We start from the raw sequence: 13,556 nt of genomic DNA on the forward strand, positions 1-13,556 counted from the left end.
ATGCCCGTCCGGCCTGTGCCTCGGGCTGCCCAATCGCGGCTACTGCGAGGCCCTCCAACAGCGCCTCGCCCAGGTCCCGCCGCCGGATCCCACCCGCAGGCCCCGATCGACCCTGTGATCACCCCCGACGATCTGAGCCCCTTCCTGCGTGGAGGGAGCCCGCACGAGCCGAAAAGACGATGCCCCGCCCTTCGGTACGCGGGGACAAAGTCGAGCGGGCCTTCGGTTCGGTCAGCACGCTGGTGTCAGCCGTGTGTGCGCCTGGACGAGTCGAGGGCGGCGCTGTTCTGCAGACACGGGGTTTCCCGCTCCGGACCTCACGTTTATGCGCCGTGATCGGATCGGCCACTCGCCGACCATAACGGAGAGTTGGTCACGACCGTTGCCTGCGGTGCTCTCGATCTGCCTTCTGTCCAACGCCCGCAGCGATCTCTTCCAGCACCTTTCTGGGCATTCGGTTCACGATCCGCCTGTCTGCCAGCCACCATGGACTCTCGCGGAGGAAGTCGACGTCCATCTCGAATCCGCCGCCATCGTCGACCAGCAGGTTGTGCTCTTGTACGTACCAACGCCGTCGGTCGCCGGGCAGTGTCACCTCGAACGAGGTCTCACAGTCCACATCCTCACCATGTGGGCAGTTGCTGTAATCGTCGCAGGGGACCACATTGTCGTCAGTCATGCAGAGATGATGTCACTTCGGTCGAGGGCATCAAAGAAGTTGAACTCCTGTACTGTCAGCGCGATTTACCAAACCCCATGCGTCATGCTGATCCGAGCGCTGGCGGGCCGGCTACGAGGGAATGGGAGGCCTCCCCTCCAAGCGCAATCGCAGGTGTCCGGCCAGGCGGGCAGGTCTGGCCTCTTGCGGCGTAGCCGTCGCGAGCGCCACGACGATCAGCGCTCTGCCGAGGGCGGAACGCCGGGCAACGCCGGGCGCGGTGCCGGGGTGTTCCGGGAGGCCTGACGGCCTGCCGGAACACCCCGGCACCAGGACGAGGGCCGCTACCGGCGCCGGGCCCGGGTCGTGGCCGCCCGAAGACGTGTCCAACCGATCCGGACGAGCAGACGGACCCGGAGCCGCACGGCCTCGCCGGCGACCAGGTCGATGATCAGCCGACCGGCGAAGGCGACCGGCGGCGAGGGGTGCCACGAGCACCACTCGGCCACCAGCCGGAGAGCTTCCTCCGCGCCGGAAGCGCACAGGACGGCGCGGATGTGGTGGATCAGGAACGACAGGAACTGCTTCATGCGGACCTCACCAAGGGTTCGGTGAGGTGCGGGCCCGCACCCCGGGCTGTGCCGGCGTGAGACTCCAAACTGCGCGCGGCCCGGCCACAGCCGTAACTCGCGCGAGGAAGATGCTCCGGGCGCGATGAACCCGCAGGTCAGGGCCGCGACTTCGTAACTCGCGCAAGGTCTCGTTCATCGGTCACCCGGAGCGCCTCGGGTGTCCTAGGCTGTGTGCCGGGAGCTCTGAGGAACGGGGACGCTGCGGCATGACGGGACATCAGCGGCGGCAGGGCGGAGACCGGTCGGGGCCGCAGGCCCCGGCCAGCCCGGCGGAGCTCCTGCACCGGTCGTTGGCGCGACTGTACGACCGGTCCCATCCCTCGCCGGCCAGACGGGCCGCCCCCGGTGACCGGCTCGCCGACCGCACGGACCAACACGTATGGGAGCGGCTGCGCCGGGAGATCGCCGCCCAGATGGAACACGACCGCCGGCAGGGCACGGGTGCCTCGCCCGACCGGATCCGGGTGCTCACGGCACAGACCTTCCAGACCCTGCGCAGGGACCTGGACGCCGGAGAACCGCTCACCCGCGACCGGCAACGGGTCCTGCACGCGGTCCTCGCCGTCGGCGACCGCCGGCGCGTGCTGCCGCGCACCTGGATCGAGGGAGCGGACCGACTCCTGGCCGACCACCCGCCCACGGACCGGCCGGCCGGCGACGGCGGCCGCAGCCACCAGGAGTACCTGAGAGCCGCGAGCGACAGGGCGCTGGAGCAGATCCGCAGCCCCGAAGGCCCCGACGGCGCGTCACTGTCCGACCTGTACGTGGTCCGCGGCCACGAGGAGGCGCTTGCAAGGCGGATCGAGGAGCAGGCTGCCGACACTCGGCCGCGGCAGCCGATCCAGGTCGTTCTCGGTGAGGCGGGCACCGGCAAGACCAGCATGCTGTGGTACCTGGCGACCGCCCTGCGGGGCCGCAGGGCCTCGACCGCGCCGACCGCTGCGCCCACCGCCACCGCTGCGCCCACCGCCCCGCCCTCGACGCAACGGCGCCACGGAGCCGAACTCTCCCCCCGCCTGCTGCGCGGCGAAGACCTCCTCGAACCGCACTCCGGCGCGCGGCTCGTGGAAGCCCTCGTCGGCGACACCAGCCAGCACCAGGTGCGGCGCGGCCGGGTCGTGCTGCTCGACAGCGCCGACCTGCTCCTCCACTCCGAGGACGGGCGAAGCCGCCTGCAGCAGGTCGTCGAGATCTGCCAGAGCACGGGCGTGCCGCTGGCCATGACCTGCCGTACCCGCGACAAGACCCGGTTGCAGGACATCCTCGGTACGGCTCCCTACGAGGACTCCACCCGGGTCGAGGACTTCCGCTTCGACGGCGAGGCCCAACGAGCCGTCGCCACCTACTGCCGCCATTACCTGTCGGACGACCTCCACGCCGACACTGCCCGGTCACTGCTTCACGCCGCAGTACGAGGACTGCCGGTGCGGGAGGTCGTGGCCCGGCCCCTGACCCTGCGGATGCTGCTCCAGGTCTACGACAGGGGTATGGACACCCGGGAACTCGACACCACCCTGGTCTACGACACCTACTGGCAGCGCCGCGTCGTCCAGGACCTGCGCCACGGAGCGCACGACGCCTGCGCCGACACCACCGACCTGTCCTGGCCGGCCCAGGCCGGCGCCCGCCTGATGCTCCACGACGGCGTCGTGGCCCTGCCCGCCCACGAACTGACCAGCCGGATGCCTGCAGCCACCCCCACCCCCGCCGGCGACAGCACCGAGCAGATCGCCCGCCTGGAAGACCGCGGCGTCCTCACCCGCACCACAACCGTGACCCCGGACCGGACCGGCTTCGTCCAGTTCTTCCACCAGACCCTGTACGAGTACGCCGCCGGCCGCTGCGTGGCACGCCTCGCGGACGAAGCCGGACTCTCCTACTACCGGTCACTGGAAGCCCACCTGATCGACCACCCCGACGACTACCTGCGCGCCACGGTCGCCGAGCAGGCGATCGTCCAAGGCGCACGCTCCGACGGACCCGCCCAGGACGAAGCCACGGACCTGCTCCTGCGGCTCCTGCACAGCACGGACGTTGACCTGCAGGTCATCGCCGTACGCGCCTACGCACTCCTGCCCGGCCTCTACCCCTACGCCCGCGAGAAAGTCCATACCTATCTCCGCGAGACCGCGCCGCAGGCCATGGCCGAGGAACTGCTCGCCATCCTGCCCACCCGCCTGCACCCCAGGCCGGAATCCGTCACCGACAGCCTGGCGGCGACCCTCCATCGTCACCCACGGCTGCGCCCCAAAGTGCTGGAGGTGCTGTGCCGCTTCAGTGGCGTCGGCAGCGAAGCCGCCAAGACGGTCTGGTCATTGCTGCGCGGCCTGTGCGACGACCGCCAGGTCTGCCTGGAGCGGCCCGTCGAGGCCGGCGCGCCGGCGCCCGCAGGCTGCGGCGGCGAGCGATGCCTGTGGTCGTGGCTGGTACGCCTGGACGCCAACACCGCGACCAGCCACGGCAACCTCGCCGCCCGCCTCGTGGACGTCCTCGCCGACCACCGTGCCGCATGGGCACTCGCCCGGATGCGAGAACTCCTCGCCCTCGCCGAACGCCACCGCTCCCGCAACTACGTGGCGCAGTGCATCCCCGCGATCCACCGCAGGCGGTGGCAACAGCCCTGGCAGGAGCTGATGCGCGCCGCCGCCGAAACCGCAGCACATCCGGGGCCCGGCACCAATCCTGCCGACCAGGCCGCGGACGGGGCCGCCACCAAGGACGGCCGGCAGATCCTGGAAGCCTACTGGTACGAGACCGCCGCCACCGGCCAGGATCCGCTGAACGTGCTGCGGTCCCTGGCCGCCGAAGGCACCTCCCCCTTCGGCGGACCGCCACCGCGCCTGCGCGGCGTACTCACCCGGCTCGGTGACCAACTGCGCACCGCCGAACCCGGACAGGTCCTCCGTCTCCTCGACGAAGCCGTCCAGCTGTGCGACGGCTCCGACCGCCTCGACCAGGTCGCCCGCGCCCTTCTGCCGCCCCTCCTCGCCCCCGCCGCGTCCGCCGAACCCCACCAGGGCACGGCCGCAGCCGAGCAGTGGTGCACCCGGCATCTCGCCGGCTTCGCCGAGGCCACCCGCATGCCGCCGTGCCGGCCCCTCTCAGCGGCGCGGTTCGCCATCTCGGGCCTGTCCCGGCTCGCCCCCTCCCACGCAGCACGTCTGGTGCCGTGGTCGCAAACCGACCGGCCCGCCACCCGCCGTGGCGGCCGGCCGTGGGCCGGCCCGCGCCGGGATGCCTTCTGGCTCGCCCCGACCAGCGCCACCCGACTCCTCGTCCCCCTCGCAACCGCCGGGGACCACCAGGCGTTCGCCGCCCTGGAACGCTGGTGGGAACTCGAGAAGGCACGCCACGACCAACTCGTCGCAGGCACCAACTCCTGGCCCCCGTACCTCGGCGGCACCCCGTGGCACACGACGGGACGGAACACGGCCAACAAGGTCATCAACGCCGCGCTCGCCGACTTCGCGACAAGCGACAACACCCTGATCGACATGGCCCTGCGCCACAAGATCCCGCCCGCCGCGATGCCCTGGCTGGCCGCCGTGGCCAAGGCCGCCGCCGACCGGCCGGACAGAGTCGACTCCCCGCGCACGACGGCAGTCCTCACCCGCTACGGCGCCGACCTGGCCCAGTGGTGCTCCGACCTCTGGGACAAAACCCTGCCCTGCCCCGACACCAACGCCAAGAGCGCGGCATTGCGGCTCTGGGGCGACCTGGTACGCCTGGGCGCAGCCCCACGCCCGACCCTGGCACGGCAGGCGGAACTCGCCCAGGGCCTCGGCGTGAAGCGGTGGCCCAGCGCTGCCGTTGTCCTCCGGCACTGGAACCACCCCCACACCACCGCCGACATCGGCCCGGGCGGGGATCCGCAGTGGGACCGTCTCGACGCCGCCCTGGCAAACGCCGCCGCCGTCTTCGCGGAACAGGCCGCCACCATCACGGCGCTGCGCTCCTTCCTGCACTGCCGCTACGCTCCGCTGGACAGCGCGGAGCAGGTCGGCGCGGCGCTGGAAGCCGCACGCGCCGAGGTGAAGCGGGCGAAGACCACCGCCGACATCCACGACTGCGGGGCGGGCTTCCTCACCGAGCGCCTGTGCCGGGTCGACCCGGCCGCCGCAGTCGAGGTGACCGTCATGGTCGCCGAACGCACCGCCCGGACCTCCGGTGCGGACCCCGATCCGCACCACGTCACCAGAATCGCGTGGAAGTGGCAGCAACCGCTGACCCACCTCGCGCTGCACAGCGACACGCAGCAGTGGAACACCCTGCTGGCCGGACTCGCCAACGGCCCCCTGGCCGTGCTGCAGAAGACCCTCGACCTCGGAGCCGCCCACCGCCGCGACGACGATCTGCACGCCATTGCCGAGTCCGCGCTCATCACCAGCCCCTACCGCGACGAAGCGCTCGCCGGCCTCCGGGACGCCGCCATCCGCCACCGCCGCGCCCCGATCGCGGAACGCCGGTGGCCCGCAATCCTCGACCCGGAACGAGCCGAGCGAATCCCGGTGGTCAACCCCGCTTCCTGATGTCGTTGTCCGCCGCCTCGGTCATCGCAGGTGCGACGTCGTAGCGCCGCAGGTCGCCCTGGGGGAGACGGCGAAGGCGGTGGCGGGTGCGTGCCGGGCCGATGCCCTGAAACCCGGGTTGCCGGAGGGGGTGCCGGGGGTGCTTTCCTGACGGTCGGTTGCCGTGCCTGCGCCAGAATGCCGGCCGGTGCCGCACATAGTGACTTCATGAGGTCTGTCACGAGCGCCGCCGCTGCTTTGGCCCTGGTCCCGGTGGCCCTGGGGTCGGGTTCCACGGCCCACCCGGCCGTCGCCGCCCCGGCCGGTTCCGCCGTGGTGCGCGAGCAGGTGGCGCCCGGTGTGGTCTACGAGGCGTTCACCGTCCCCACCCCACAGGGAAGCGCCCGGGTACACGTGGTGACGGCGGATCTGGAGCGTCCGGGGGTGGTCGCCGACCTGCTCTACCCGGGCGCGGTCGCTGCCCGGAAGACGGTCTCCCGGATGGGGGAGGAGGCCGGGGCCGCCGCTGCGATCAACGGCGACTTCTTCAACATCACCGAGGAGCACCCCGGCGTCCAGGCGACCGGTGCCGCCTCCGGCCCGTCGGTCCTGAACGGCCGGCCCCTGAAGGGCGCAGTGCCCGAGGGGCAGCGTTTCGGCCGGACGAGGCCGCTCGGTGGCACCGATGAGGACGTGTTCGGTGTGGGGGTGGACGGCAGGGCACGGATGGACCGTCTGGTGCTGCACGGTCACATCCGCACCCCACAGAGTGAACTGGTGCTGGGCGGCCTCAACCAGTACGCCCTGCCCGTCGACTCGATCGGGGCCTTCACCTCCCAGTGGGGAGAGGTCTCCCGCGCACGCGCCGCGTGCGGGACCGACGACGATCGGGCCGCCCCCTGCACCGGCGACACCTACGAGGTGACCGTCCGCCACGGCCGCATCGCGACGGTCTCCGACGCACCGGGCACCGGCCCCATCGACCCGGACACCACTGTTCTGCTCGGCCGCGAAGCCGGCGCCCGCGCCCTGCGCGGACTGGCTCCGGGCACCCCCGCCGCGGTCGACTACCGCCTCGCCTCCGGCAGCCCGGTGCCGTTCGCCTTCGCCCTCGGCGCCTACCCGCTGATCCGCGACCACCGTCTTCTGCCGGGCCTGGACGACGTCACCGCCGAACCCCGCACGGCCATCGGCATCGGCCACGGCGGGCACACCCTGTGGCTGCTCTCCACCGACGGGCGCGTCGGCACCTCCAGCGGACTCACTCTCGGCGCACTGGCTGGTGTCCTCCACTCCCTGGGCTGCGCCGAGGCCTCCTATCTGGACGGCGGAGGGTCCGCCACCATCGCCACCCGGGCCCCCGCCACCGGCCGTGCCGTCGTCCGCAACAACCTCCACCACGACCAGGAAAGACCGGTTCCCAACGGCATCGCGGTCTTCTCGGCGCGTCGCTGACGGCGGCTCGCCGGGGCCACCATGCAGCCGTGAGGAGGCCGAGCGCAGCGGTGGCCGCCGGCCCGCCGGCCCGGGCCCGGCGGGGTGCGGTCAGGCGCGGAGGAACTCCAGCACCGCCAGTACCCGGCGGTGGGTCTCCTCGGCCGGGGGCAGGTCCAGCTTCATCAGGATGTTGCCGATGTGCTTGCCCACCGCCGCGTCCGACACCACCAACTCCCGGCAGATCGCCGCGTTGGAACGGCCCTGCGCCATCAGCGCCAGCACCTCGCGCTCGCGCGGGGTCAGCCGTGCGAGAGGGTCCCGGCGGCGGCGCAGCAGCTGCCGGACCACCTCCGGGTCGACCACCGTCCCGCCGTCCGCCACCTCGGCGACCGCCGTCACGAACTCCTCGATCTGGCCGATCCGGTCCTTCAGCAGGTAGCCGACGCCGGAGCCGTCCCCGGAGTCCAGCAGGTCCGCCGCGTACGAGCGCTGCACGTACTGGCTGAGCACGAGGACCGGCAGGCCGGGCTGCCGCTCCCGCAGGGTGACGGCCGCGCGCAGCCCTTCGTCGCTCTGGCCGGGTGGCATCCGGACGTCGGTGACGACGAGGTCCGGCGTGTGCTCCTCCACCGCCGCGCGCAACGCCCCGGCGTCGCCGACCGCGGCCACCACCTGGTGCCCGAACCTGGCGAGCAGCCCGATCAGCCCCTCCCGGAGCAGCACGCCGTCCTCGGCGAGCACGATCCTCAGGTTCACCGTCCGGCTCCCGCTCCGGTGGTCCGGACCGGGCTGCAGGGGATCTCCACGCGCACCAGGGTCGGTCCGCCGGGCGGACTGCTCACCGTCAGCGTGCCGTCCACGACGGCGACCCGGTCGGCCAGCCCGGTCAGGCCGGTGCCGCGCTCGGGGTCGGCGCCGCCGCGGCCGTCGTCCTGCACCACGACGGTCAGCCGCCCGTCCGCGTAGCGGCCCTCGACGCTCGCCGTGCGCGCGCCGCTGTGCTTGGCGACGTTGGCGAGCGCCTCGGTGACGGCGAAGTAGCCCGCGGACTCCACCGACGCCGGCAGCCGGGCGGGCAGTGCGAAGCGGACGGAGACCGGGACCGGCGAGCGGTCGGCGGCGTCCGCGCAGGCGTCCGGCAGCCCGCGGTCGGTGAGCACCTGGGGATGGATGCCGTTGATCAACTCCCTCAGTTCGGCCAGGACTTCGCCGGCTTCGCGGTGTGCCTCGGTGAGCCGCCCGGCCAGCGGGCCGTCCTGCGGCGCGTCCAGCCGGGCGAGGCCGAGGGTCATCCGCAGGGCCACCAGGCGCTGTTGGGCGCCGTCGTGCAGGTCGCGCTCGATCCGGCGCCGCTCCGCTTCGAAGGCGTCCACCAACCGGGCCCGGGAGCGTACGAGTTCACCGATCCGCTGTTCCCGGCGGCCCGGCCCGAGCACCAGCCGCACCAGCGCCACCCGGACGGCGGCTGCCCGTGCCAGCAGGTGGGCGAACAGTGGCAGCAGGGCCACGCCGGCCAGCCCGAACAGGCCTGCCGCCCACAGGGAGTGGACCTGCCAGAGCTTGAACACGTTGACCTGCTCGCCGTCCAGCAGGAGCAGCGGCACGGTGGCCACCAGGTACCAGGGGGCGACGACGGCACAGCCGGCCACGGCCAGGTCGAGGGGCCAGAGCACGAATGCCGCGAGCACGGTGAAGCCCAACTCCCGCCAGGTCGCCTGCTCGCGCAAGCGCAGCCGTAGCCAGGCCGCGAGGCCGGGGCGGTCGGGCACGCGGTGCGGGTCCGGTACCCGCCCGCCGTCCAGGAACCGGGCCAGCCGGCGCTCCCAGGCCGCCACCGGAAGACCGACCAGGGCGAGTGCGGCCAGCAGCGGCAGCCCGACCAGCAGGACGGCCAGCACCCCGGCGGCCGCCACGGACAGCAGCAGTCCGGCGCACAGCAGCAGCCCGGTCAGCCCGGTCGCCAGCAGGTACGCGCCCGCCCGCCACGGCGCCGCGGAGGCACTCGCCCGCCACGGTGCCGCCGGCCGCGGGAACCTCGGCTCCGCCGGCCGCAGGAACCCCGGTGCCGCCGGCCGCGGGGACCCCGGTCCCGCCGTCGGGCCCGCCCCAGCCCCCGACCCCGGCCACCACCGCCCGACCATCGCCACCCCTCCCGCCTCCCCGATCACCACCCGTCCCACCCTAGGACGCCCGCCCACGCCCGTCGGTAGGGCTGGCCCTACCTCCCGAAGTGGCCCCTGGCCTGCTGCGCCGCGACGTGCCACGGCGGTTCGCTGGGCCGCATGACAGTTCTGCGGATCGCGCTCAAGTCCCTGAAGGCACGCTGGGCTTCCCTTCTCGGCGCCTTCCTCGCCCTCGCCCTCGGCGTCGCCATGACCGCCGTCATGCTGCTCGGCCTCGCCACCGCGGTCGCCGGGAGCGGCGCCCCCGGCGGGGACGACCTGGTCCCGCTGGTCGCCGCCCTCGGCACCTCCGGCGGTGTGAGCGCGTTCGTCTCGGCGTTCGTCGTCGCCTCCACGTTCTCCTTCGCCGTCGCCCAGCGCCGACGCGAACTCGGCCTGCTCCGGCTCACCGGCGCCACCCGCGCCCAGGTCCGCCGCACCGTGCTCACCGAGGCGCTGCTGCTCGGCACGGCCGCCTCCGCGACCGGTTGCCTGCTCGGCCGGCTCGGCGCCCCCGCGTTCGTCCGGCAGCTGGCCGAGATCGGCATGGCCCCGCCCGGTTTCACCCTCGCCCCCGCCCCCTGGCCGCTGCCCGCCGCCTTCGGTACCGGTCTGCTGACCGCCCTCACCGCCGTTGCCGTCGCCGCCCGCCGGGCCGGCCGGTTCGGCCCGCTGGACGCCCTGCGCACGGCCGACCTCGACACCGGCGTGCTGACCGCCGGCCGCCTCCTCACCGGCGTCGGCCTGCTGCTCACCGCCGCCGCACTGGCCGGCTCCGCACTCGCCACCGACCCCGCCGACCTGCTGCACCGCAAGACCTACACCACACAGCCGATGTGGCTGATCTCCGCCGCCGGCCTGCTCTCCCCGCTCCTCGCCCCGCCGCTGATCCGCCTGCTCGGCCGGGCCCTGCCCACCCGGTCCGCCGGCTACGCGGGCCGCCTGGTGCCCGCCAACGCGGCCGCCGCGCTCCGCCGGACGGGCGCGGTGGCCGCACCGGTCCTGGTCTCGGTGGCACTGGCCGGTTCGCTGGCGGGCGCACTGGACACGGTGGGCGCCGCCCGCGCCGCAGAGGCCCGGGCGCGCACCGCGGCCGACCTGGTCGTCGTCCCGGCCACCAGCGGCCCCGCCGGTCTCAGCGGTCCTACCGGTCCCAGCGGCCCCCTGCTCGCAGCGCTGCGCACGGTTCCCGGCGTGGCCGCCGTTTCGCCCACCGCGCCGACCACCCTCTCCCTCGTCGGGCCCGACGGCGCGACCGTCCGCGCCGAGGCCCGCGCGTCCACCGACCCGGCCGCCCTCGCGGTCCTCGCCCGGCTGCCCCTGCTGGCCGGCTCGACGGCCGACCTCGACGACAACTCCCTCGTCCTGCCCGCCGAACGGGGCCGCACCACGGTCGGCGAACAGGTCCCGGTGATCCGCGCCGACGGCAGCCGGACGACCCTGCGAGTGGCCGCCGTCCTGCGCGACGGCCTCAGCGACAACCGCCTGTACGTGACCGCCGCCAACGCCCCGGGCGCCCGCCCTGACCGCATCGACGTGCGTCTCACCACCCCCGGCGGCCACGACGCCGTGCGCACCACCCGCGCCGCCGTCCTGCCGTACGGCGCCACCGTGCTCACCCGGGAGGAGTGGCTCGCCGCCCACGCGCCCGCCGACACCCGCACGGCGTGGCTGCGCATGGTCCTCGTACTCGGCCCGGCCCTCCTCTACACCGGCATCGCGCTCGCCAACACGCTCCTCATGGCCACCACCGACCGACGCCGCGAACTCGCCCTGCTCCGGCTGGCCGGCGCGACCCGCGCCCAGGTCGTGCGCCTGGTGACCGCCGAGTCGCTCCTGGTGGTGGCGGTCGGCGCCGGGCTCGGCTGCGCCGTGACAGCCGTCCAACTCGGCACCATGCACGCCGCGCTGGCGGTGCTCCACGTCCCGGCACCGATCGTCCTGCCGTGGCGCCCCGTCACCGCGGTGACGGCCGGCGCGCTGCTCCTCGCTGCGGCCTGCGCCGCGCCGGCCGCAGCCGGGGCGCTGCGGCCCCGGCCTGTCACGGTCGCCACCCGCTGAAACCGGACCTGCGCCGCACCGAACGGCTCCTCATCCAGCCGCAGTCTTGGCGGCTCATTACTCCAGTCGGCCCTGGGGGGAGTGTGTGCGGCTGTGCCTCCGCTGGCTTCCGGTGTGCTTGTGGCCATGGGCGTGAAGCCGGCGCCCGATTGCCTCCCCACGGCGTGGATGGTCTCCGTGCCCGATGACGACGGCGTGGCCGAGACGCTGTTCTCTCCGGCCCCGGGTCCGGTGGATGTACGCCTCCCCGTCACGCGAAATTCACAGACCGGGGTCTACCCGCATAGACAGCGGTGGGTCATCCTGGTCCGGTACTGGCCCTCGAAGTCCGCTACTTGTTGCCCCGGATCCGCGGGCGGCAGTGCCGGACGGATCGGTCGTCCCTCACACCAGGGCACTGGCGCGTCACAGCACTTCGTACGACCTCTTCGTCCGGGCCGGTTTCGTCCGCCCGGCGCCGGGCTTCCCGTCCTCCTGCCGAGGCTCGGCGGGATCCGGGGGCCGTGTCCGAGGCTCACCATCCTCACCGGGAGATGCAGATGAAGCCACGCACCGCAGCCACCGTCGTCGCCCTGGCCGTGGCCGGCCTTGCTGTCTCGGCGCCCACGGCCGGCGCAAGCGGTACCAAGCTGTCGCAGTCGACGGCCGCCGGTCAGTTCAGAAACGCCGGTATCACATGGAGTTCCAGTGGCGGCTGTACCACAAGGTCCAACTCCAGCTGCACCTCGTTCGAGCAGATCAACTCGGGCACGGTGAGTACCATCATCACCCTCAAGCAGGCCAGCGGCTGTGCCATCAACATCACGGGCGGGACCGAGGTGGGCCACGCCTCCGGCACCTACAGCCACTACAACGGCTACAAGGTCGACATCGCCCGCAGTTCCTGCATCGACGGTTACATTCAGAACAGCTTCACTTACATCGGCTACCGGGGCGACGGCTACCCGCAGTGGAAGGCCGCCTCGGGCAACCTGTACTGCAACGAGGGCAGCCACTGGGACATCCTCGTCTACTGACGCCGACCTCGGGTGCCGGCCCCCGAGGGGCGCCGGCACCACGGTGGAACCGGCGTGCAGCGATGCGGCCGGGGGGAGTCGACCGAGCAGCAGACTGCCGTCTTGGACGCCCCTGCACACCGCCTGGACGGGGCGGAACGCAGGACCACTCCAGCGGACGTGACCTTCAGCGCGAGCTCCGGCGTCTCCTTCGGGCCGCTGGTCCACGGGTTCCCGACCTTCGTGGCGGCTCCCTGAGATGGCCTGGTGCGGGCGCAGGACGGCGCGTCCGGGAGGATCGCCTCCATGACCACCCATTCCCCGGCCGCCGGCCCCGGCGGGCACCTGGCCACCGTCCGCGAGGTGGCCCTCCTCTGGGCCTGGCACCACCCTGAGCCGTTCCCCGAAGTTCCGCCCGACGACAAGCTCGACCTGGTGTACCTGGACCTGACCGTGGCCGGCTGCGTCTCGACCTATCTCGGCAACGGCGGCATCCCCGGCCCGACGACCTTGTCCGGGACGGCGGGGAGGCGGCCACGGGAGACGGCACGGTAGTAGCTCTGCAACGAGCCCTCCGCTCCGAAGTACCGCTGCGCGATGCCCGCCTTGTCCGTTCCGGCCTCGGCATGGTGCTGGTCCTCGAAGTCCGCCAGGACCACCAGGACGCGGTTGGTGCGGGTCTCGTCCGCCGCGGCCGGGGCGGCCCCTGTCACGGCGACGGACGCCAGTACGGCGAAGGAGGCTGCCCCGGCCGCGGCCCGGGCGATGTTGAACTGCACGGCGCTCTGTGCTCCTGCGTTGAAGAGATGTGGCACAGGTGGGACCGTGGTACGCCGATCCCCTCCCGCGCCGTGACGCATTCGTCATCCGCCGGCGCCGACGCCCTTACGGATGCGCCGGGGCGGGCGAGCCGGGTTCGGCCCGCCCGCCCGGCTCGGGGCTGGAACGACGACGGGCTGTGCGCCGGCTGCCGCCAGGCCGCCGCCGACCAGCGCACCCGCCGACCGCGCACCCGCCAGGAGGCCGACCGTGACCGGGCGGCCGCCGAAGCCGCGGCCGCCGAGGAGAAACGACGCGGCTCCAGGTGGCGCCGCTCCTGACCC

General features: G+C 73.4%; 10 protein-coding genes. 5 read left to right on the top strand and 5 right to left on the bottom strand.

Annotation, left to right across the window (positions count from 1 at the left end):
• Positions 1 to 373: 373 nt before the first annotated feature.
• Positions 374 to 679 (bottom strand): hypothetical protein, encoded by a 306-nt coding sequence (locus J5Y04_RS16590; protein WP_209412792.1) that lies wholly within the window; start codon positions 677 to 679, stop codon positions 374 to 376.
• Between the two features lie 323 nt (positions 680 to 1,002).
• Entirely contained in the window at positions 1,003 to 1,248 is a 246-nt protein-coding gene (locus tag J5Y04_RS16595) for a hypothetical protein (protein ID WP_209412793.1), read from the bottom strand.
• 455 nt (positions 1,249 to 1,703) lie between these two features.
• On the opposite strand from J5Y04_RS16595, the gene J5Y04_RS16600 reads away from it, so the two are divergent.
• Both J5Y04_RS16600 and J5Y04_RS16605 read left to right on the top strand, forming a co-directional pair.
• Positions 1,704 to 5,819 carry a hypothetical protein gene (locus J5Y04_RS16600; RefSeq protein WP_209412794.1) on the top strand — a complete coding sequence of 1,372 codons (4,116 nt, stop codon included), beginning with the start codon at positions 1,704 to 1,706 and terminating at the stop codon, positions 5,817 to 5,819.
• A 207-nt stretch (positions 5,820 to 6,026) separates the two neighbouring features.
• On the top strand, positions 6,027 to 7,253 hold the full coding sequence (locus J5Y04_RS16605) for a phosphodiester glycosidase family protein (RefSeq protein WP_209412795.1): 1,227 nt from the start codon (positions 6,027 to 6,029) through the stop codon (positions 7,251 to 7,253).
• Between the two features lie 90 nt (positions 7,254 to 7,343).
• Here J5Y04_RS16605 and J5Y04_RS16610 read toward each other — a convergent pair whose 3' ends face one another.
• Together J5Y04_RS16610 and J5Y04_RS16615 are read right to left on the bottom strand one after the other, a co-directional pair.
• Entirely contained in the window at positions 7,344 to 7,991 is a 648-nt protein-coding gene (locus tag J5Y04_RS16610) for a response regulator (protein ID WP_374106042.1), read from the bottom strand.
• The gene (locus tag J5Y04_RS16615; protein ID WP_307853151.1) at positions 7,988 to 9,406 is read right to left on the bottom strand and encodes a sensor domain-containing protein; all 1,419 of its coding nucleotides are present in this window, start codon (positions 9,404 to 9,406) and stop codon (positions 7,988 to 7,990) included. Before J5Y04_RS16615 ends, J5Y04_RS16610 begins: the two co-directional genes overlap by 4 nt.
• A 111-nt stretch (positions 9,407 to 9,517) precedes the next feature.
• On the opposite strand from J5Y04_RS16615, the gene J5Y04_RS16620 reads away from it, so the two are divergent.
• The 3 genes from J5Y04_RS16620 to J5Y04_RS42910 all read left to right on the top strand — a co-directional run bounded on the left by J5Y04_RS16620 (position 9,518) and on the right by J5Y04_RS42910 (position 12,711).
• The gene (locus J5Y04_RS16620) at positions 9,518 to 11,458 is read left to right on the top strand and encodes an FtsX-like permease family protein (protein WP_209412796.1); all 1,941 of its coding nucleotides are present in this window, start codon (positions 9,518 to 9,520) and stop codon (positions 11,456 to 11,458) included.
• A gap of 533 nt (positions 11,459 to 11,991) precedes the next feature.
• Positions 11,992 to 12,474 carry a hypothetical protein gene (locus J5Y04_RS16625; RefSeq protein WP_374106043.1) on the top strand — a complete coding sequence of 161 codons (483 nt, stop codon included), beginning with the start codon at positions 11,992 to 11,994 and terminating at the stop codon, positions 12,472 to 12,474.
• A 102-nt stretch (positions 12,475 to 12,576) separates the two neighbouring features.
• Positions 12,577 to 12,711 (top strand): hypothetical protein, encoded by a 135-nt coding sequence (locus J5Y04_RS42910; RefSeq protein ID WP_256463507.1) that lies wholly within the window; start codon positions 12,577 to 12,579, stop codon positions 12,709 to 12,711.
• Between the two features lie 215 nt (positions 12,712 to 12,926).
• Here the strand turns inward: J5Y04_RS42910 and J5Y04_RS16630 are convergent, their stop codons facing one another.
• On the bottom strand, positions 12,927 to 13,232 hold the full coding sequence (locus J5Y04_RS16630) for a hypothetical protein (RefSeq protein WP_209412798.1): 306 nt from the start codon (positions 13,230 to 13,232) through the stop codon (positions 12,927 to 12,929).
• Positions 13,233 to 13,556: the final 324 nt, after the last annotated feature.

This window comes from Kitasatospora sp. RG8 (assembly GCF_017813315.1).
Lineage (GTDB): Bacteria > Actinomycetota > Actinomycetes > Streptomycetales > Streptomycetaceae > Kitasatospora.

Excerpts from the sequence above, each read along its gene's own strand:
- J5Y04_RS16600 (WP_209412794.1), top strand. The coding sequence starts at position 1,704 with ATGGAACACGACCGCCGGCAGGGCACGGGTGCCTCGCCCGACCGGATC.
- J5Y04_RS16590 (WP_209412792.1), bottom strand. The coding sequence starts at position 679 with ATGACTGACGACAATGTGGTCCCCTGCGACGATTACAGCAACTGCCCA.
- J5Y04_RS16620 (WP_209412796.1), top strand. The coding sequence starts at position 9,518 with ATGACAGTTCTGCGGATCGCGCTCAAGTCCCTGAAGGCACGCTGGGCT.
- J5Y04_RS16605 (WP_209412795.1), top strand. The coding sequence starts at position 6,027 with ATGAGGTCTGTCACGAGCGCCGCCGCTGCTTTGGCCCTGGTCCCGGTG.
- J5Y04_RS16595 (WP_209412793.1), bottom strand. The coding sequence starts at position 1,248 with ATGAAGCAGTTCCTGTCGTTCCTGATCCACCACATCCGCGCCGTCCTG.
- J5Y04_RS16625 (WP_374106043.1), top strand. The coding sequence starts at position 11,992 with ATGCAGATGAAGCCACGCACCGCAGCCACCGTCGTCGCCCTGGCCGTG.